The organism is Pseudonocardia sp. DSM 110487 (assembly GCF_019468565.1).
Taxonomy (GTDB): Bacteria; Actinomycetota; Actinomycetes; order Mycobacteriales; family Pseudonocardiaceae; genus Pseudonocardia.
In genome coordinates, this window is record NZ_CP080521.1 from 7,916,531 (window position 1) to 7,936,604 (window position 20,074).

General features: G+C 72.5%; 17 protein-coding genes. 9 read left to right on the forward strand and 8 right to left on the reverse strand.

The window, feature by feature from the left end:
- Nucleotides 1-13: 13 nt before the first annotated feature.
- Genes K1T35_RS37060 through K1T35_RS37070 form a run of 3 tightly spaced genes read right to left on the reverse strand, consistent with a single transcriptional unit; the run spans nt 14 to nt 3,485 of the window.
- A complete protein-coding gene (locus K1T35_RS37060) occupies nt 14-1,006 on the reverse strand; it encodes an ABC transporter permease (RefSeq protein WP_220256376.1) in 993 nt (330 codons plus the stop codon).
- Entirely contained in the window at nt 1,003-2,013 is a 1,011-nt protein-coding gene (locus tag K1T35_RS37065) for an ABC transporter permease (RefSeq protein WP_370645199.1), read from the reverse strand. Before K1T35_RS37065 ends, K1T35_RS37060 begins: the two co-directional genes overlap by 4 nt.
- Nucleotides 2,010-3,485 carry a sugar ABC transporter ATP-binding protein gene (locus tag K1T35_RS37070; RefSeq protein ID WP_220263081.1) on the reverse strand — a complete coding sequence of 492 codons (1,476 nt, stop codon included), beginning with the start codon at nt 3,483-3,485 and terminating at the stop codon, nt 2,010-2,012. Before K1T35_RS37070 ends, K1T35_RS37065 begins: the two co-directional genes overlap by 4 nt.
- A gap of 144 nt (nt 3,486-3,629) precedes the next feature.
- Here K1T35_RS37070 and K1T35_RS37075 point away from each other — a divergent pair, with 144 nt between their 5' ends.
- From K1T35_RS37075 to K1T35_RS37110, 8 genes are all read left to right on the forward strand, one after another.
- Complete coding sequence (locus tag K1T35_RS37075) at nt 3,630-4,907, forward strand: ROK family transcriptional regulator (RefSeq protein ID WP_220256377.1); 1,278 nt, start codon at nt 3,630-3,632, stop codon at nt 4,905-4,907.
- Nucleotides 4,908-5,073: 166 nt separating this feature from the next.
- Nucleotides 5,074-5,541: a nitroreductase family deazaflavin-dependent oxidoreductase gene (locus K1T35_RS37080; protein ID WP_220256378.1), complete on the forward strand. Its 468-nt coding sequence runs from the start codon at nt 5,074-5,076 to the stop codon at nt 5,539-5,541.
- Nucleotides 5,542-5,677: 136 nt separating this feature from the next.
- Nucleotides 5,678-6,175, forward strand: a complete 498-nt coding sequence (locus K1T35_RS37085) for a nuclear transport factor 2 family protein (RefSeq protein ID WP_220256379.1) — start codon at nt 5,678-5,680, stop codon at nt 6,173-6,175.
- Nucleotides 6,176-6,611: 436 nt separating this feature from the next.
- Complete coding sequence (locus K1T35_RS37090; RefSeq protein ID WP_370645532.1) at nt 6,612-7,058, forward strand: VOC family protein; 447 nt, start codon at nt 6,612-6,614, stop codon at nt 7,056-7,058.
- 10 nt (nt 7,059-7,068) lie between these two features.
- The gene (locus K1T35_RS37095) at nt 7,069-7,257 is read left to right on the forward strand and encodes a hypothetical protein (protein WP_220256381.1); all 189 of its coding nucleotides are present in this window, start codon (nt 7,069-7,071) and stop codon (nt 7,255-7,257) included.
- Nucleotides 7,254-8,630, forward strand: a complete 1,377-nt coding sequence (locus tag K1T35_RS37100) for an NAD(P)/FAD-dependent oxidoreductase (RefSeq protein WP_220256382.1) — start codon at nt 7,254-7,256, stop codon at nt 8,628-8,630. The genes K1T35_RS37095 and K1T35_RS37100 overlap by 4 nt, the downstream gene beginning before the upstream one ends.
- Nucleotides 8,631-8,646: 16 nt before the next feature.
- Complete coding sequence (locus K1T35_RS37105; protein ID WP_255621140.1) at nt 8,647-9,549, forward strand: SDR family oxidoreductase; 903 nt, start codon at nt 8,647-8,649, stop codon at nt 9,547-9,549.
- 155 nt (nt 9,550-9,704) lie between these two features.
- Nucleotides 9,705-12,494 (forward strand): AAA family ATPase, encoded by a 2,790-nt coding sequence (locus K1T35_RS37110; RefSeq protein ID WP_220256383.1) that lies wholly within the window; start codon nt 9,705-9,707, stop codon nt 12,492-12,494.
- Between the two features lie 10 nt (nt 12,495-12,504).
- Here K1T35_RS37110 and K1T35_RS37115 read toward each other — a convergent pair whose 3' ends face one another.
- Both K1T35_RS37115 and K1T35_RS37120 read right to left on the reverse strand, forming a co-directional pair.
- On the reverse strand, nt 12,505-13,908 hold the full coding sequence (locus tag K1T35_RS37115) for an MFS transporter (RefSeq protein ID WP_255621141.1): 1,404 nt from the start codon (nt 13,906-13,908) through the stop codon (nt 12,505-12,507).
- A gap of 34 nt (nt 13,909-13,942) precedes the next feature.
- On the reverse strand, nt 13,943-15,010 hold the full coding sequence (locus K1T35_RS37120) for an acyl-CoA dehydrogenase family protein (RefSeq protein ID WP_220256385.1): 1,068 nt from the start codon (nt 15,008-15,010) through the stop codon (nt 13,943-13,945).
- A gap of 353 nt (nt 15,011-15,363) precedes the next feature.
- Here K1T35_RS37120 and K1T35_RS37125 point away from each other — a divergent pair, with 353 nt between their 5' ends.
- Complete coding sequence (locus K1T35_RS37125; protein ID WP_220256386.1) at nt 15,364-15,891, forward strand: DinB family protein; 528 nt, start codon at nt 15,364-15,366, stop codon at nt 15,889-15,891.
- On the opposite strand, the gene K1T35_RS37130 is transcribed toward K1T35_RS37125, so the two are convergent.
- Genes K1T35_RS37130 through K1T35_RS37140 form a run of 3 tightly spaced genes read right to left on the reverse strand, consistent with a single transcriptional unit; the run spans nt 15,837 to nt 20,066 of the window.
- Entirely contained in the window at nt 15,837-16,406 is a 570-nt protein-coding gene (locus K1T35_RS37130) for a helix-turn-helix domain-containing protein (RefSeq protein WP_220256387.1), read from the reverse strand. The genes K1T35_RS37125 and K1T35_RS37130 overlap by 55 nt on opposite strands.
- Nucleotides 16,407-16,446: 40 nt before the next feature.
- Entirely contained in the window at nt 16,447-18,465 is a 2,019-nt protein-coding gene (locus K1T35_RS37135; RefSeq protein ID WP_220256388.1) for an NADPH-dependent 2,4-dienoyl-CoA reductase, read from the reverse strand.
- Nucleotides 18,462-20,066: an AMP-binding protein gene (locus K1T35_RS37140; protein ID WP_220256389.1), complete on the reverse strand. Its 1,605-nt coding sequence runs from the start codon at nt 20,064-20,066 to the stop codon at nt 18,462-18,464. The genes K1T35_RS37135 and K1T35_RS37140 overlap by 4 nt, the downstream gene beginning before the upstream one ends.
- Between the last annotated feature and the right edge of the window lie 8 nt (nt 20,067-20,074).

Below are 20,074 nucleotides of genomic sequence, written 5' to 3' on the forward strand. Positions count from 1 at the left end.
CGTCCCTTCGGGGTCAGGCGGGCTGCGGAGAGGGTTCGGGAACCGAGGGCGGCCGGCGCCTGCCGCCGGCCCGTCGCGCCGCGTACGCGACCGCGGCGATGATGATCACGCCCTGCACGGTCGACTCCAGCGCGCCGGAGACCCCGAGCAGGTTGAGCAGGGTGAACAGGGCTTCGAGGACGAGCGCTCCGGCCAGCGCCGCGAGCACGCTGCCGCGCCCGCCGCCGAGCACGACCCCGCCGAGCACGACGGCGGTGATCGCGGAGAACTCCAGGCCCTCGCCCACCTGCGCCGAGACGCCCGCGAACCCCCCGAGCAGGACCGCCGCGACGGTCGCGGCCAGCGCGGACAGCACGAACGCCGTGGTGCGCACCCGCGCGACGGGTACGCCGGCGAGCGCGGCGGCCCTGTCGTTGTCACCGGTCGCGACGAGCGTGTGCCCCCACGCCGAGCGCATGAGTGCCACGGCGCCTGCCGCGACGGCGATCAGGATCAGCGCCGACCACGGCACCTGGCCGAAGCCGGGGATGTCGATGCCCTGCCGCCCGGGCACGCGGAAGGCCTGGGAGAGCGACCCGCGCGGGGCGCCGCCCGTCCACAGGAACACCGCTCCGGAGAGCACGAGCAGCATGCCGAGCGTGGTGACGAACGACGGCACGTGCAGCCGCGTGGTGATCAGCCCGTTGACGAGCCCGATCAGCAGGCCCAGCCCGGCAAGCAGCACGATCACCGGCAGTGTTGCCGACTCGTCGCCGTCGATCAGCCGGGCCGCGACGACGACCTGCACCGTGACCAGCGAGCCGACCGACAGGTCGAACTCGCCGGAGACGATCACGAAGTACTGCCCGACCGCGAGGATCGCGAGCGGGGCGGCGCGCTTCAGGTACGCGAGCAGCGACGCGGGTTCGAGGAAGCTCGGGTTGACCACCGCGATCGCCACGAGCAGTGCCAGCAGTACCCCGAACACCGGCGCGGCGGCGCCCACCCGATCCCGGAGCGACCTCATCGCGGCACCCGCACGGCGCGCTGTGCCCTGGCCCGCAGCTGCCGCCGCGCATACACCGCGACGGCCAGGATGATCACGGCGCCGCGCACGACGTCCTTGAAGAACGCGTCCAGGACCAGCTGGTCGAACAGGTTGTCCAGCACCGCGAGCAGCAGCACCCCGGCCACGGTGCCGCTCACCCCACCGCGCCCGCCCGCGAGCACGGTGCCGCCGAGCACCACCGCGGCGATCGACTCCAGGTCGTAGCCGCCGTCCGTGCCGACGTAGGGCGCGCCCGCGCCGAGCCGGCTGGCCAGGTACAGCCCGGCGAGGCCGGCGCACAGCGAGCAGATCACGTGCGCCAGCACGGTCGTGCGCGTGGTCGGCACCCCGGAGAGCCGGGCGACCTCGACGTTGCCGCCGACCGCGTAGACGTGGTGGCCTGCGCGGGTGCGGTGCAGGAACAGCGCCGCGGCCCCCGCCACGGCGAGCATCAGCAGCACGGCGACCGGGATCGGCCCGATCCGGTCGTAGCCGAGCCGCTGGAACAGCACCGGGACGGACCCGGCAGGACCCTGGTAGCGGCTCTCCAGGATCCCCTTGATCACGAGCCCGGCCCCGAGCGTCGCGATGAACGCGTTGACGTGCAGCTTCGTGATCACCAGCCCGTTGACGAGCCCGACCAGTGCGGAGGCGGCCAGCACGGCGAGCACGCCGGGCACGATCATCGCGGGGTCGCCTGCCATCACCTCCGCGGCGATCAGCGAGGTCAGGCCGATCAGGTAGGCCACCGACAGGTCCAGCGACCCGGCGAGGATCGCGATCGTCTGCCCGACCGCGACGATGCCCAACGCGGTCGTGCGCGAGAGCATGTTCAGCAGGTTGGCCTGCGTGAAGTAGTCGCCACCGCGCGCGGTCACGATCGCGGCAGCGAGCAGCACCACGAGGCCGAGCGCGATCCACGTGCCCTCCGCGGGCCCGGCGGCGAGGCGCGGCACCCGTCGCACCCGCTCCGCAAGCGCCGTCACCGGGGCGCATCCGCATGCGGTGCCCCGTGCCCGGTGGCCAGCGCCATCACGTCCTCCTCCGATGCACCGGCGGGCAGCTCGCCCGCGATCCTGCCCTCGTGCAGCACGCAGATCCGGTCGCTCAGTCCGATCAGCTCGGGCAGCTCCGAGCAGACCATGAGCACCGCCATCCCGGCCTCGGCCTGCTCCCGTATCAGCTCGTGCACGGCCGCCTTGGCGCCGACGTCGATGCCGCGGGTCGGCTCGTCGAGCAGCAGGATCCGCGGGTCGGCGGCGAGCCACTTGGCGAGCACGACCTTCTGCTGGTTGCCGCCGGACAGGAACCGCACCTCCTGGTCCTCCCCCGCCGACCGGAGCCCGACGGTTGCCAGCAGGTCGCGGGTGCGCACGGCACCGGCGCGAGCCCGGCGCCGGAAGACCGCGCGCAGCACGAGCAGCGCGTTCTCCCGCACCGACTGGGCGAGCGCCAGCCCCTCGGCCTTGCGGTCCTCGGTGACCATGGCGATGCCGGCGGCGATCGCGCGGCGCGGTGAGGTCAGGCGCACCGGTTCGCCGTCCAGGAGCACCTCACCTGCCGTGAACGGGTCGGCCCCGAAGATCGCGCGCAGCAGTTCGGTACGACCCGCGCCCTGCAATCCGGCGACGCCGACCACCTCGCCGGCCCGCACGGTGAGGTCGATCCCGCTGATCGCGGGCGCCGTCCCGCCGCGCACCTCCAGCCGGACGTCGCCGAACTCCGTGGCCCGCGGCGGGTAGTACGCCGAGAGCGGGCGGCCGACCATGAGCCGCACGAGCGTGGGCGGGTCGAGCTCGGCGGCGGGCAGCGTGGTGACCCGCGCGCCGTCCTTCAGCACGGTGATCCGGTCGGCGAGCGCGAAGATCTCCGGCATCCGGTGCGACACGTACAGCACGGCGATCCCGCGCGCGGACAGGCGACGCACGAGGCCGGTGAGCAGGGCGACCTCGTGCTCGGCGAGCGCGGCCGTCGGCTCGTCCATCGCGACGATCCGGGCGTCGGCGGAGAGGGCCTTGACGATCTCGACGACCTGCTGCTGCGCAACCGACAGCCGGCGCACGACCGCGTCCGGCCCGAACCCGGTCTCACCGATCTCGGCGAGCAGCTCCGCGGTGGCGCGCTCCATGGCGCCGGTGTCGACCAGGCCGCGCCGCAGCGGCTCGCGGCCGAGGAAGACGTTCTGCGCGACCGTGCGCTCGGGCAGGAGCGTGAACTCCTGGTGGATGATCGCGATCCCGGCCTCATGTGCCTGGCGCGGGTTCGCGAACGTGCGGACCTCGCCGTCGATCGCGATCGTGCCCGCGTCCGGCTGGTGAACGCCGGAGAGCACCTTGAGCAGGGTGGACTTGCCGGCGCCGTTCTCCCCCACCAGCGCGTGCACCTCGCCGGCGCGCACGTCCATGTCGACGCCGTGCAGCACGCCAACGCCGAGGAACGACTTGCTGATGCCCGCCATCTCCAGCGTCCTGCCGGCCCGTTCAGTGGCGTGGCTCACAGGCGAAAGCTAGCGGGACTTCTGCCGCCGCACAATCAAAAGTTGCCTCTTCGTAGCGGGAGTTGCGCGCAGCCGACCGTGAGAAGGTGTGCTTCACTTTTTCGCATGGGTGAGCCGGGCGGGATCGTCGCGGCGCCGCCCACCGGGGCGGTTCCCGGGGCGGGCGAGCTGTTCCAGCTGCTGCGCGACGGCCACGCTCGCACGCGCGCCGAGCTGGCGGCGAGCACCGGGCTGGCTCGCTCCACGGTGGCCGCGCGGGTCGACGCGCTGCTGGCCAGCGGCCTCGTCGGGCACGCCGGCGAGGCGATGTCCACCGGCGGCAGGCCGCCCACCCGCTTCCAGTTCGACCCCGCTGTGCGCGTCGTGCTCGGCGCCGACCTCGGGGCCACCCACGCCCGGCTCGCCGTCACCGACCTCGCCGGATCGGTGCTCGCCGAGGTGAACGAGGACCTCGACATCGCCCTCGGACCGGACGTGGTGCTCGACCGCGTCGTCACGCTGGCCCGCGAGCTGCTCGCGCCTTGGGAGCCGAAGCTGCTCGCGGGCATCGGCGTCGGGCTGCCCGGCCCGGTGGAACACTCCACGGGCCGCCCGGTCAACCCGCCGATCATGCCCGGCTGGGACGGCTTCGACGTGCCCGCCCGGCTCACCGCCGAGCTGGGTGCGCCGACCCTCGTCGACAACGACGTCAACGTGATGGCACTGGGCGAGCACTTCGCGCACTGGCCAGGCACGGCACACCTCATGCTGGTCAAGGTCGCCACCGGTATCGGCAGCGGCATCATCAGCGACGGCGCGCTGCGCCGCGGCGCCCAGGGCGCCGCGGGCGACCTCGGGCACGTCGCCGTGCCAGGGGGAGGCGACGTGCCGTGCCGCTGCGGGAACACGGGGTGCCTCGAAGCCATCGCGTCGGGTGGGGCGTTGGCCGCGGCGCTGCGAGCCCGCGGTCACGACGCGAGGTCCAGTCGAGACGTCGTCGCGCTGGCCAGAGCCGGGTCCGTGGAAGCCGTGCAGCTGGTGCGAGCGGCCGGCCGCGACATCGGCGAGGTGCTGTCCACGGCGGTCAGCCTGCTCAACCCTTCGGTGATCGTGATCGGCGGCGCCCTCGCCGCGGCCGGCGAGCACCTGCTGGCAGGCGTGCGCGAGGTCGTCTACCGGCGTTCCCTGCCGCTGGCCACCCAGCACCTGCGGATCGTGCCCAGCCGGTCCGGCGAACGGGCCGGGGTGATCGGGGCGGCGGTCATGGTCGTGGAGCGCGTGCTCTCCCCCGCCCAGGTGGACGATCTCGTTGCCGCTGGGCGCGCACCGAGGTCCCAGCAGCCGGGGTCGGACGACGAGCCGCACTTCGGCCGGTACCCGGCTGACGAGAACATCCCACGCTGAGAAACGGGTCGGCCGTGGACCCGTCGCCTCGGGCGCCCGACACGCCGGGACTGGCGGCCCTCGACGAAAGGTGTGGCCGGGATGTCGAGACCGGCGCGGCGGCTCCGTCCCAGTGGCAGATGCGGCCGGCAAGGCCGCACCATCCCCCACCGGAAGGACAGCCGCCATGGCCATCGCCGAGGACCTCGACCGCGCCACCGACTCGCAGTGGGATTGGGTCGCCGAGCACACCCGCACGTACCTCGCTTCGGGCGGCACCGAAGGTCACGAGAACAACGGCGTGCGCACCCTCGTGCTCGCCACGACCGGACGCCGGACCGGCACGCCCCGCCGCAACTGCCTGATCTACGGCACTTCGGGCGGCGAGTACGTCGTCGTCGCCTCCAAGGGCGGCGCCGAACAGGACCCGGCATGGTTCATGAACCTCGAGGCGGACCCCGGCGTCGGGGTGCAGGTCGGCACTCGCCGGTTCACCGCACGCGCCCGCGTCGCGTCCTCGGCCGAGCGGGCGGCCCTCTGGGCCCAGATGGTGAACATCTTCCCGCTCTACGGCGACTACGCGCAGCAGACCGACCGCGAGATCCCGGTCGTCCTGCTCACCCCGGGTGATCAGGAGCCACGTACCGGACGGTGAGCGCTCGCGCCTCGCCGTGCCGGCCGCGGGCCCCACGGCGGTCGAGAACCGGCCACCGGCGGATCATGAAGTTGCCGTGATCGAGGTAGGTTCGGGTTCGCCTCGCTCGCGCGACCCGTTTCCGGAGGAGAACGCGGTGACCACAGAAGACGACGTCCGCAACTACGTCGCACCGACCGGCTGGCCGAGCGTCCACGAACGGGTCCTCGCCGCGTTCGCCAGGGGCTGGGACATACCCGAGCCGCGTGCGTGGGACAGCCTCATGTCGGAGAACATCGAACTCAACCAGCCGCTGCTGCAGCCCGGCACGACCCGACGGACGTGGCACGACGAAGCACAGCGCCTCGTGACGCTCCTCCCGGACATCCGCGGCGAGGTGGTGAGCTGGGCGGGCCGCGAGGAACAGATGTTCATCGAGCTCCGGCTCACCGCAACACTCGGCGGGAAGCCACTGGCCTTCCGGGCGGTCGACAAACTGTGCCTCACATCGGCCGGCACGGTCCTTCGCCGGGACTCCTTCTTCGACTCGGCTCCGCTGATGCAGGCGGTGCTGCGCAGGCCGTCCGCATGGCTGCCGTGGTGGCGGTCGGGGATCGGGCCGTTCCTGGCCAGGCGCAGGTTCCTCGGTCGTTGATCACGAGCACCGTGGAGTCGAGTCCATCGGCTTCACCGAGCGGCACCCGCCCGCCCCACCTGTCGTCCTCACCGCCGTAGCCCTGCTCGTCCGCCGTAGCCCCTGAACTGACGATCAGGATGTGTCGCACGCCACTTGCTGACCAGTTGAGCAACATGGTCGGCCTCTCGTAAGACGCACGCACCGTCGACGACCGCATGCTGACCGTGAGCGGCATCGAGCGCGTCACCCTCGACGCCGACGGGCTGATCACGAACCTGCGCAACCGAATCGTCGCCCCGGACAACTAGGCCGTGTCTCGCGACAGCGGTGCCTGGCAGCGAGCCGGTCCAGGGAGTTTCCCTGGGTCGAAGGAGCCTGGGCCGCGGCACTGTGGACGGACCGGCACGGACTCCCGTGCCGACGCTCGCGAAGACGAGGAGTTCTAGCTGTGGACATGAAACTCGAGGTCGTCGTCGTGCCCGTCTCGGACGTCGACAGGGCCAAGCAGTTCTACAAGGCGCTGGGCTGGCGGGAGGACGCCGACTTCGTCGCCGACGAGGACTTCCGCATCGTGCAGCTGACGCCGCCGGGGTCGGCGGGTTCGATCCAGTTCGGCGTCGGCGTCACCTCCGCAGCGCCCGGTTCCCTGCGAGGCATGTACCTCGTCGTCGACGACATCGAGGCGGCAAGGGCCGAGCTCGCGGAGCGCGGTGCCACGGTCAGCGAGATCTTCCACGAAGCGGGGCTGGGGGCGCGCTTCCGGCCCGTGGGGGCGGCCGGGCGGGTATCGGGGCCGAGCCCGGAGCGACAGACCTACGGGTCGTTCGTGACGTTCGACGACCCGGACGGCAACGGCTGGATCGTGCAGGAGATCACCACCCGCCTGCCGGGCCGTGAGTGAGGACGCCGCGATGAACGCGACGAGCCTGGCCGAGCTGCTGCGCGAGGCCGAGGACCAGCACGGGCGCTACGAACCGTCGGCTCCGAAGCACCATTGGGCCGACTGGTACGCGGCCTTCATCGAGGCCCGCCGGCGGGGCCGGACTCCGGACGAGGCGTACGACGACGCGTCGGCGGTTCTGGAGGCGGCGCGACGATGACCGACTACGACGTGATCGTCCTCGGCGGTGGAGCGCCGGGGGAGCATTGCGCCGCGGCACTCGCCGCCGGCGGCCTCCGCGTCGCCGTCGTCGAACGCGAGCTGCTCGGCGGCGAGTGCTCCTACTGGGGCTGCATCCCGTCCAAGACCCTGCTCCGGCCGGGAGAGGTGCTCGCGGCTGCGCGCACCGCGCCGGGCGCCCGGGAAGCGGTCACCGGGGCCATGGACGTGCCGTCGGCGCTGGCCTGGCGCGACTTCATGGTGTCGAACTACGACGACGCCGGACAGGTTGCGTGGGCGCGCGGCGTCGGGATCGACGTCGTGCGCGGACACGGCCGCCTCGACGGCCCGGGCACGGTCGTCGTCGACGGGACGACCTACACCGCCGAGCACGTCGTCGTCGCCACCGGGTCCGACGCGGCGATCCCGCCCGTGCCCGGCCTGCGCGAGCTGCCGGGCGTGTGGACCGACCGCGAGGTCACCGGGCTCACCGAGGTTCCACCCCGGCTGCTCGTGCTCGGAGGCGGACCCATCGGCGTCGAGATGGCCCAGGCGATCGGCCGGCTGGGCGCTGCGGTCACGCTCGTCGAGCGTGGCGATCACCTGCTGCCGCGGGAACCGCGCGATCTCGGGGATGGCGTCGCCGACGCCCTCCGCCACGACGGCGTCGAGCTCCGGTTCGGCCGCGCGCCGACGGCGGCCCGCCGGGACGGCGCGGAGTACGTCCTGGCGTTCGCGGACGGATCCGAGGCCCGCGGCGACCGACTGCTCGTCGCGACCGGGCGGCGCCCCCGGGTCGCGGACATCGGGCTCGAGACGGTCGGCATCGCGGCCGATCCACGCGGCATCGCGGTCGACGGCCGGATGGCGGCCGGACCGGGGCTGTGGGCGATCGGTGACGTCACCGGGCTGTGGCAGCTGACCCACGTCGGCGAGTACCAGGGGCGCGTCGTGGCGTCGAACATCCTCGGCCGACCCCGGGAGGCGCACTACGACGCGGTCCCCCGCGTGATCTTCTGCGATCCTCAGGCCGCCTCGGTCGGCGGGGCCGACGGACCGTACGTGGCGACCGTCGCGCTCTCCGGGATCCCCCGGACGTCCACCTACACGCGGGCCTACGACACGCAGCCCGGTTTCCTGACCCTGGTCTCGGACGGCGCCCGGCTCACCGGCGCCCACGCCCTCGGCCCGGAAGCGGGCGAGTGGCTCCAGCAGGTGACCGTGGCCATCCGCGCCCGTACTCCGCTACCGGTCCTGCTCGACGTCATCCAGCCGTTCCCGACGTTCTCCGAGGCGGTCTTCCAGGCGCTGCGCGAGCTCGACGCCCAGGTCGGCCGCGCCGAGAACGCGGTGGGCGCCGCAGCAGCCGGTTGAGAAGGCGGAGGCAGCCGTGGAGTGGCTCTACCCGTACTACTGGTCCACACCTTTCGATCCGGCGGCCTCGTGGGCGGCCCGCGGCCTGCGCTCCGCGGAACCCGCCGTGCACAACGGGGGCGCCGGATCCGACGACCTCGACCTCTCGGACATCGGAGGCACCATGACCACACTCACCGGTAGCGTGACCGCCGTGCGTGAACCGAGTCTGCTCGGGCAGACCGTCGTCGTCATCGGCGGTAGCTCCGGGATCGGGCTCGAGACGGCCCGGTCCGCCCGCGCCGAAGGCGCTGAGATCGTCCTCACCGGCCGGGACCCGGAACGCCTCCGACATGTCGCAGCCGATCTCGGCGCGCAGCGGCACGCGGCGTTCGACGCACACGACCCCGACCACCTCGACGCCTTCTTCCGGTCCCTTCCGGCGCCCGTCGACCACGTCCTGGTCACCGCGGGTGGCCCGTACTACGCGCCGCTGGCCGACATGGACATGACGGACGCCACCCGCTACGTCGCCGACCACGTCCGGCTCACCCTCGAAGTGGCCCGGCACGCGGCCCGGACGGTGCGGCCCGGCGGCGCGCTTCTGCTCATGAGCGGAACCGGTGGCCGGCGGCCGGCCGTCGGGATCAGCCTCACGGCGCTGCTCACGGCGGGGCTGCCTGCGCTCACGGCCAACCTCGCGCTCGAGCTCGCGCCGGTCCGGGTCAACCTGATCGCGGCAGGCTTCGTGGACACGCCCCTCTCGGCGTCCTTGCTCGGCGACGACCTCGACGAGCGCCGAGCGCACCTGCGGGCGACCCTCCCGATCCGCCGCGTCGTCGTGCCAGAGGACGTCGCCTCGCTCGCCGTCCACATCATGACCAACACGGCCCTGACCGGCGCAACCTTCGACGTGGACGGCGGCCAGCAGGTCACCTGACCCGCCTGATCGTCGCCCTCGAAGCGGTCATTCCGACAGCACTCTGTAGGCGCGCCGCCCGCTCGCCTCTAGGCTGGCAGTCCTCCGCGCGACCTGCGGCCTGGCCGGCAGGCGGGTCCCCCGGGGGTATCACCGCTTGCGGCAGAGGGCGGAGGATGGGGCAGCAACGGGGGAAAGGGTTCCGAGGAGACGGCGCGGGGCTGCTCGGGCGACGAGCGGAGACTGCCGCCCTCGACCAGATGATCGCCGCCATGCGGGAGGGCGAGAGCCGCGTGCTCGTGGTGCGCGGCGACGCCGGTGTCGGGAAGTCCGCGCTCCTCGACCATGTGGCGCGTTCCGCGAGGAACGTGCGCGTACTGCGCGCCGCCGGCGTGGAGTCCGAGATGGAGCTGGCGTTCGCCACGTTGCACCAGCTCTGCATGCCGCTGCTGGATCGCCTGTCGAGGCTCCCGGATCCGCAGCGCGAGGCACTCGAGACGGTGTTCGGGGTCCGGGCGGGAACCCCACCGGATCGCTTCCTGGTGGGGCTGGCCGTGTTGAGCCTGATGTCGGACCTCTCGGAGGAACGCCCGCTGCTGTGCCTGGTCGACGACGCGCAGTGGCTGGATCGGGCCTCGGCGCAGGTGCTGGGCTTCGTCGCACGCAGGCTGCTGGCGGAGTCGATCGCCCTCGTGTTCGGCACCCGGCAACCCGGGCGTGAGCTGCGCGGTCTTCCGGAACTCGAGGTCACCGGGTTAGCCGTCGCCGACGCTCGTGCTCTGTTGGACTCAGCCACCCCCTCCAGGCTCGATCAGCACATCCGGGATCGAATCGTGGCCGAGAGCCGGGGCAACCCACTCGCCTTGCTCGAACTGCCGCGCGGGCTGACCCTGACCCAGATGGCGGGCGGATTCGGCCTGCTGCAGGCCGGCACACTCCCCGGGCACATCGAGCTGAGCTTCCTGACGCGGATCGAGGCACTGCCGGCGGACTCCCGGCTGTTGCTGCTGGTCGCGGCGGCCGAACCGGTCGGCGATCCCGCCCTGGTGTGGCACGCTGCGGAGCGGCTCGGGGTGACGGCGGCACGGGCCATGGCAGGTGGGACCGACGGTTTGCTGTCCGTGAATGCCCGGATGACCTTCCGCCACCCGCTCGTGCGGTCAGCCGTGTACCGGGCCGCGGATGCGGCGGATCGGCGAGCAGTGCACGCGGCGCTGGCAGCGGTGACTGACGCAGAGACCGATCCCGATCGTCGCGCGTGGCACCTCGCCGCGGCCGCGGTGGAACCCGACGATGCGGTCGCCGCTGAGCTCGAGCAGTCCGCCGACCGAGCCGAGGCACGTGGCGGGCTCGCGGCCGCTGCCGCCTTCCTGCAGCGCTCGGCCGAGCTGACGCCCGACCCGGCGCATCGCACCGATCGTGCCCTGTCCGCGGCCCACGCCGGTGTGGCGGCCGGTTCGTTCGGCACCGCGCTCGAACTGCTCGATCGAGCGGAGGCCGGTGCGCTCGACGAGTTCGGGCGGGCCCGCGTCGACCTGCTGCGTGCGGAAGCCGCGTTCGCGCAGCGTCGCGGCAGCGACGCACCGCCGCTGCTGTTGCGCGCTGCGCAGACCCTGGAGCCACTCGACGCTCGGCTCGCCCGTGACACCTACCTCGACGCGTGGAGCGCCGCGCTGTTCGCGGGACGGTTGGCCACGGCGGGCGACCTGCGAGAGGTGTCCCGGGCGGCCCGAGCCGCGCCGCGGCCCGCGGGCCCGACGCGTGCCTCCGACCTGCTCCTCGACGGCCTTGCACTGCTGTTCACCGAAGGGCGCGCCACTGCGGTTCCGTTGCTGAAGCAGGCCGCGATCACGTTCGCCGGGGACGGGGTCTCGATCGAGGAGGTCCTTCGCTGGGGCTGGCTCGCGACGGCGGCGGCCGCTGCCGCATGGGACTTCGAGACCTGCATGGCAACCGCCGACCGCCAGGTCGAGGTGGCCCGCGACGCGGGGGCACTCGCGGTTCTCGCCGTCGGCGTCAACGTGTTCGGCCAGGTTGCCGCGCTGGCCGGCGACTTCGCCCGAGCGTCGTCGCTGAAAGCAGAGGCCGACGCGGTCAGGGAGGCCACCGGCACCCAGGTCGCGCACTACGGCGCGTTGGTGCTGGCCGCGCTGCGAGGTCGGGCGAGCGAGGCGTTTCCGCTCATCGACGCCACGGTTGCGAATGCGACGGCGGAGGGCCAGGGCACCGCCGTCCAGTACGCGCACTGGGCCAAGTCGGTCGTCCTGAACGCCGCCGGCCGCTACGACGACGCGCTCGCGGTGGCCGAACTGGCCGGTGACGACACCCCCGAGCTCTTCGTGTCGGCGTGGGCGCTGACCGAGCAGGTCGAAGCCGCTGCCAGGAGCGGCAACGATCGTGGAGCAGCGGAGGCGCTGGAGCGGCTGCAGGACAGTACCCGCGGTACGGATGAGCTGTGGGGCCTCGGCCTCGAGGCGCGCTCCCGCGGCCTTGTGAGTGATGATGCGAGCGCAGAGGCCGCATTCGTCGAGGCTGTCGAGCATCTGAGCCGAACGCGGCTGCGGCCCGAACTCGCTCGCGCTCATCTCGTGTACGGCGAGTGGCTGCGCCGGCAGGTCCGCCGGTCCGATGCCCGGACCCAGTTGCGCGCTTCCTACGACATGTTCGTCTCCATCGGCATGGTGGCTTTCGCGGAACGTGCCCGTCGTGAGTTGCGGGCGGCCGGAGAGACGGTCCGCAAGCGCTCCGAGTCCGCGGCGAGCGACGAGCTGACCGCGCAGGAGCGGCAGATCGCGCTGATGGTGCGGGACGGCATGACGAACCCGGAGATCGGTGCCCGGCTGTTCCTCAGCCCGCGGACCGTCGAGTGGCACCTCCGCAGGGTCTTCACCAAGCTCTCGATCAGCTCACGACGACAGCTTCGCGATGTGATGCCGGCAAATGGGATGGAAACGGCTTCCGCGTAGCGACGACACCTCACAGACGACGGTGAGGCGGTACCGCCGGCGGCTTCGCAGGGCCGGTGGCCTCGCGACGGTAGGCGTCAGCGGAGTTCCGACGAGCCGCGATCGCACCTCCGGCCAGCGCGCTGGCCAGCGCCGCCGCACCGACGAAGATCCAGCCACGCCGGAACGCGTCGATATCGGGCGTCGCGCCGTAGATCACGACCACCACCGCGGTCCCGAGCACCGTCCCGATCTGCCGCGCGGTGTTGATCATCGACGAGCCGGCGCCCCACTTCGCGGGCGGAAGCACCAGACCGACCACGCCGGAGAGGCTGGGCATGACCAGCCCGACCCCGGCACCGGTGAACAGCTGCCCGGGTAGCAGCCCACCGACGTAATCCGGAACCGGGCCGAGCCGCAACAGCCAGATCAGCGCGCCGACCGCGAACAACAAACCCCCGAGCGCGGCCACCGCTCCCGGCCCCAGCCGATTCACCAGCCGGCCGCCGACGGTCAGCGACACCACCACGACCATCAACGGCCCGGGCGCGAGCCACAGCCCCGCGACGATCACCGACTGGTGCCACGGGCCGGTCAGGAACAGGACATTGCCGAACAGCATGCTGCCGAAGGCCGTCGTGAACAGCAGCATCGCCAGGCAACTCAGCCACAGCGTCGGCACGCGCAACGATGTCAGATCCAGCAGCGGTACGGGATGCCGAGCCGACCGCAGCACCACGGCAACCACGCAGATCAGCGCCACCCCGAGCCCGATCAGCACGGGCGGGCTGCCCCATCCGTCATCAGGTGCCGAGACCAGCGCCCACGCGAGCGCACCCACGCCAGCGGCAAGGCCGACCGCGCCGGCCAGATCGGGCATCCCGGACCCGGTCTCCCGGCTCTCCCGCAGCACCCGGGGACCGGCGATCAGGGCCAGCACCCCGACCGGCACGTTGACCAGGAACACCCAGCGCCAGGACACGTGGGCGAGCAGACCACCGAGCGGCGGCCCCAGCGCGGCGGCCGCCCCGCCGACCGCGGCCCATACGCTCACCGCCATCGCGCGCCGGGCGGGCGGGAACGCGGCCAGCAGCAGGGCGAGCGAGGTCGGCGTCACGAGCGCCGCGCCGACGGCCTGGAGCACCCGGAAGGCCACGAGCAGCGGCACCGACAGAGCGAGCGCGCAGGCGGCGGAGGCGGCGGTGAACACCGCGACACCGATGAGGAAGACGAGCCGGCGCCCGTACCGGTCGGCCAGGCGGCCCGCCGGCGCGAGCAGGGCGGCGAACGCGACCGTGTAGCCGTTCAGGATCCAGGACATCGCCGCCAGATCGCCGCCCGGGAACGCCGACCGGATGACCGGGAACGCGATGTTGACGATGAACAGGTCCAAGCTGGCCAGGAAGGCCGCCACCGAGACGACGACCAGCACCACACCGGGCCGCCCTCCGGCTGGGGAGCTGCGCTGCCTACCGTCCAAGGATCAGTTTCGCGAGGCCGTCGAGTTGACGGGCCTGAGATCCCAGTAGGACGCGACGGGCCCGGGCTCGTTTGAGGAACACGTGCGACGGGTGCTCCCACGTGAAGCCGATCCCGCCGTGCACCTGCAGGGCATCACCGGTTGTCGCGTCGGCCGCGTCGCACGCCGCGACCAGGGCGGCGGCCGCCCCCTCCTCCGCGCTGACGTCGCCCGCGTCGATCGCCGCCGCGGCCGTGCGCACCAGCATCCGGGCCGCGTCGAGCTGGACGTGGCGGTCCGCCAGAAGGTGCTTGATCGCCTGGAACGACCCGATGGGCCGACCGAACTGCCTGCGCTCCTTGGCGTACGCCACGGCTCCGTCGAGGGCGCGCTGGGCGGTGCCGACGAGCTCCGCGGCCAGCACGGCCCGGATCCGCGCGGTCGGGACCTCCGCGATCTGGACGAGCGGCGCGGCCACGGGTGCCACATCGACGGCGGCGACCGGCTCGACGACGTCGAGCGCCTCCACCGCGCGTACCCGCACGGCGTCCCAGCTGGTGTCCACGAGGACGAGCATCTGATCGGCGAACGCGAGGACCAGGTCCGCGTCGATCCCGAACGGCACGGCCGCGAGCGCGCCGTCCACCCGGTCCCCCTCGAGCCGGAGCGCGGTGCGCCGACCGGGCACGATCTGCGCCGGGAACGTCTCCCACGCCGGTGCGACGACGAGCGTGCCCTTCACGACCTCGGCCAGCACCTGGCGGCCGACCCCGTCGTCCGCTCCGGCGACGAGCACCGCGGCGACGGCGGCCGTGCCGGCGAAGGGGACGGCCGGCAACGCAGCGCCCACCTCCTCGGCCAGCACACACAGCTCGGTGGCGCCCCCACCGGAGCCTCCGAGCTCCTCGGGGACGGCGAGGCCGAGCAGGCCGAGCCCGGCGAGGGAGGACCACAGCTCGCGGTCCAGCCGCGCAGTCGCACCGAACGGCGGTGGGAGCGGCGACGTGCGCGCCGACCGTTCCAGCAGGCGCCTCGACGTACTGCCCAACTCGCGCAGCTCGTCGCTCAGAACGTCCATCCGCTCCTCCTCGAGGGCGACGCGCCAGCGGCTTCTGACCAGTAGAGTTGCTCAAGCGGACTCACTTTGTCAACGCCACCGGCTCTCTCGACCGCATCGGCCCACCCGCGGAACCGCCCTGGCCGAGACCGTGGGATGATCTGTGACCTACTGCCACCAGGCGTCAGCGACTCGTCCGACTCCTGACCTGGACCGGCCTCGGCTGCGGTGTTGCGTCCGCCCGCATCGACACACTCCCCCGCGCATCGAACGCCCCGCGATCCCGGTTTCTGGATGCATCGTGTCGACCTTCGACTCCCAGCCCAGTCGCCAATCCCCAGATTCGTCAGCCGCAAGAGAACGGAGCGAAACCCATGGACACCAACCGAATCACCAATGGCGTCGAGCGCGCGATCATCGAGAACATGCTCGATCGCAACCGCGAAGCCCTGATCGAGACAGCACGCGGTCTCTCCGAAGCCGACGCCCGTCGACGGCTCGTCCCGTCACTGACGACACCGATCTCATTGATCAAGCACGCTGCGGCCGCAGAACGGATCTGGTTCCAACGTTTCTGGGCGGGGCTCGACGAATCCGAATGCGACGGGTACTCGAACCGGGACGAGGGCACCTTCACCGTCGCGGACGACGAGCCCTTGGCCGACGTGATCGCCGAGTTCGAGCGCGCGAGCCGGCGGTCACGGGCGATCGCCGCCCGCTTCGACCTCGACGACACCAAGGACAACCCGCGTGAAGGAACGGTCAGCATGCGATGGACCCTGCTCGCCATGATCGAAGAATTTGCTCGGCATGCGGGACACGGCGACATCCTTCGCGAACAGATCGATCAGTCCGTATCTCGCCGACAAACCCGTGAAGCTTCGGCGGGCAGCGGGTGGTAACCCGGCTCGTCGATCAGTAGTGTCCCGAACCTGCGCTGGACATCGGGACGCTGCGCAAGCCGCGGCGGGTAGCCGGGCCCCATCCGCATGACCGTATCGTCGGCCTCGAGGGGTTCCCGGCAGTGCGCGCACACGACCTCGGCATGGGTGTCGTGCCCACACGTCCGGTGGTGGAAGGTGACCGGCGGACCCGCCTCGTCGGCCAGCCAGCGGTCGCCCCACCGCGACATCGCCGCGATCACCCCGAAGAAGTCCCGCCCCTTCTCGGTGAGGACGTAGTCGTAGCGCACGGGATCGCGCTGGTACGGGCGCTTCTCCAGCAGACCCTCCTCGACCAGCCGGCGGAGCCGGTCGGCGAGGGTGTTGCGCGCGATGCCCAACGCCTGCTGGATCTCGTCGAACCGCCGGATCCCGTAGAACGCCTCGCGGAGCACGAGCGGGGTCCACCAGTCGCCGAGCAGGTCCATGGTCCTGGCGACGGAACAGGGCCAGTTCGCGAAGGAAGTCCGCTTCATGACATCAGAGTCTAGCCGTTGCTGAATGAAACTCAGCAGATCAGAGAGCTGCGGCAGTCCGGGTGCCCTGGTCGATCGCACGCTTGGCGTCCAGCTCGGCCGCGACGTCGGCGCCGCCCACGAGGCGCACCGGCATGCCGGCGCCGCGCAGCCCGTCGACGAGGTCCCGGACGGGCTCCTGGCCCGCACAGATAACGATCGTGTCCACCGCGAGCACCCGGTCCTCGGCGTGCTCGGCGCCGGTGCTCAGGTGCAGGCCCTCGTCGTCGATCTTCTCGTAGTTCACGCCGCTCACCAGCTGGACGCCCTTGGCGGCCAACGCGGCCCGGTGCACCCAGCCGGTGGTCTTGCCGAGCCTGGTGCCGATGCGCCCTCCGGTCCGCTGCAGCAGGTACACGGTGCGGGCTGACGGCTCCGGCTCCCCGCTCGTCAGCGCGCCCGGCGCAGCCTCGGGATCCGTGACGCCCCACTCCCGGCGCCACGCGGGCAGGTCGAGGGTCGGCGAGGCCGCGTGCGTGAGGAACTCGCTGACGTCCACCCCGACCCCACCCGCACCGATGACCGCGACCCGAGCGCCGATCGGCACCTCGCCCCGGAGCGCCTGCGGATAGCCGACGACCATCGGATGGTCGATGCCCGGGATGTCCGGGACCCGCGCCGTCACGCCGGTCGCGAGCACCACCTCGTCGTGGGCTGCGAGGTCGGCTGCCGTGACTCGTTTGCCGAGGTGCAGCGTGACGCCGGTGAGCTCGATCTGGCGGGCGTAGTAGCGGATGGTCTCGGCGAACTCCTCCTTGCCGGGGATCCGCCGGGCCAGGTCGAACTGGCCGCCGATCGCTTCCCCGGCCTCGAACAGGTCGACCCGGTGCCCGCGCGCCGCCGCGGTCACCGCCGCGGACAGCCCCGCCGGTCCGGCACCCACGACCGCCACGTGCTTCGCGCGTCGCACCGGCCGGATCACGAGCTCGGTCTCCCGGCCCGCGCGCGGGTTGACCAGGCAGCTCGCCTTCCCGTCGTCGAACACGTGGTCCAGGCAGGCCTGGTTGCAGGCGATGCAGGTGTTGATCTCGTCGGTCCGACCGCCGGACGCCTTGCGGATCCACTCCGGGTCGGCGAGCAGCGGCCGCGCCATCGACACCATGTCGGCGTCGCCGCGCGCGAGCACCTCCTCGGCGACCTGCGGCATGTTGATCCGGTTCGAGGTGATCACTGGGACCGGCACGTGCGGGCGCAGCCGGGCCGTGAACGCGGTGAACGCCGCCCTCGGCACCGAGGTCGCGATGGTCGGCACCTTCGACTCGTGCCAGCCGATCCCGGTGTTCAGCAGCGTCGCGCCGACCGCCGCCACCTCCCGCCCGAGCGCGACGATCTCGTCCCAGGTCTGCCCGCCCTCCACGAGGTCGGCCAGCGAGATCCGGTAGATCACGAGAAAGTCGGGCCCGACGGCTTCGCGGACCCGGCGGACGACCTCCACCGCGAAGCGCCGCCGGTTCTCCGGCGTGCCGCCCCACTCGTCCTCGCGGTGGTTGGTCCGCGGCGCGAGGAACTCGTTGATCAGATACCCCTCGGAGCCCATGATCTCGACGCCGTCGTAGCCGCCCTCGCGGGCGAGCGCGGCGCACCCGGCGAACGAGTCGATGTGCTCGAGCACCTCGTGCTCCTCGAGCGGCCGCGGGGCGTACCGGTTGATCGGTGCCCTGATCGCCGACGGCGCGACGAGGTCGGGCTGCTTGGAGTACCGGCCGGCGTGCAGGATCTGCAGCGCGATGCGGCCGCCCGCCTCGTGCACGGCGTCGGTGACGACCCGGTGGGCCGGCAGCTGGTCGGGCGCGGTGAGCAGCGAACCGCCTTCGGCGAGGACGCCGAGCGGGTGCGGGGCGTACCCGCCGGTCACCATCAGCCCGACCCCGCCGCGGGCTCGCTCGGCGAAGTAGGCGGCGAGCCGCGGCGCGTCGGCCGGATCGTCCTCCAGCCCGGTGTGCATCGAGCCCATGAGGACCCGGTTGGGCAGGGTGAGGAAGCCCAGGTCCAGCGGGGCGAGAAGGTTCGGGTAGCTCATGCCGTCACGACCGGGGCGGCCTCGCGGGCCCGCAGCTCTTTCCGGAGGATCTTGCCGGCCGCCGACCTCGGGATCGCGTCCACGAATTCCACTGCGCGCACCTTCTTGTACGGCGCCACCGTCGCGGCGACGAACTCCATCACCGCGTCCGCGTCGAGCTCCGGGAAGGTGGCCACCCGCACGACGAAGGCCTTCGGCACCTCCTCGCCGTCGGCGTTGCGCACCCCGATGACGGCGGCGTCGGCCACTCCCTCGTGGCCGAGGAGCACGGCCTCGAGCTCGGCGGGCGCGACCTGGTAGCCCTTGTACTTGATCAGCTCCTTGAGCCGGTCGACGACGTGGAACGCGCCGTCGGTGTCGACGGTGACGAGGTCACCGGTGTGCAGCCATCCCTGTTCGTCGACGGCCGTGGCCGTCGCGCCGGGGTTGTTCAGGTAGCCGCGCATGACGTTCGGACCGCGGCACCACAGCTCGCCGCGCTCCCCCACCGCGACGTCCTCGCCCGTGCCGGGATCGACCACGCGCGCTTCCACGTTCGGCATCGGCACCCCGATCGACCCCCGGTCGAGATCGGTGCGCTCGACCGGGATCCCGTGGGTGCACGGGCTGGACTCGGTCAGGCCGTACCCCTGCACCACGGTCGCGCCGAGCCGGTCCTCGAGCATCTTCGCGAGATTCGTGTCGAGCGGCGCCGCGGCGGACATGACGATCTCGACGCTGCTCAGGTCGTACTCGTCCACCAGCGGGTGGTGGGCGAGCGCCAGCGCGACCGGGGGCGCGATGAAGACGTGGTCGACGCGGTGCTGGGCGATCGCGGCGAGAAAACCCGCCAGGTCGAACCGCGGCATCGTCACCACGCAGCCCCGCCGGAGCAGCGCGTGGTTCATGATCCCGGTCAGGCCGTAGATGTGGAACAACGGCACCGCGGTGAGCAGCCCGGACCCGGGGCGGATCCGGACGAGTGGGTGCATCTGCAGCACGTTGGCGACCAGGTTCCGGTGGGTGAGCTGCACCCCCTTCGGCAGTCCGGTCGTGCCCGACGAGTAGGGCAGCGCCGCAAGGTCGTCCCCGTCGACCGCCACTCGCGGCACAGGGGCGTGCGACGCGAGGAGGTCGGCGAGACGGGTCTCGGGAACCGGACCCCCGCCCGGTGCGGGGTCGCCGAGGACGACGATCTCCGTGACCCGCACGCCCGGCTCGGCCACCGCCGCGCGCGCCCGCTCGAGCCCGCCGGGCGAGCTGAACAGGATCCGCGCCCCCGCGTCGCGCAGCTGGTGGGCGAGGTCGGCCGGGGTGTAGAGCGCGTTGACCGGCGACGCGGCGGCCCCGGCCGAGAGGATCCCGTGGAAGGCGAGCGGGTACGCGGCGCAGTTCGGGGCGAACAGCGCCGCCACGTCGCCGCGCCCGATGCCGCGCGCGCCGAGGGCACCGGCGACCCGTCCCACCGCCTCGAGCAGCCCGCCGTAGCGGTGGCTCTCGCCGCTGGTGGCGTCGACGATGGCGACGCGCTCGGCATCGTCCGCGGTGGCCTCACCGAGCACGAGCTCGGACAGCCCGACCGCGGGCACGGTGACGTCGGGGTAGGGACTCCGGAAGATCATGCTGCTCC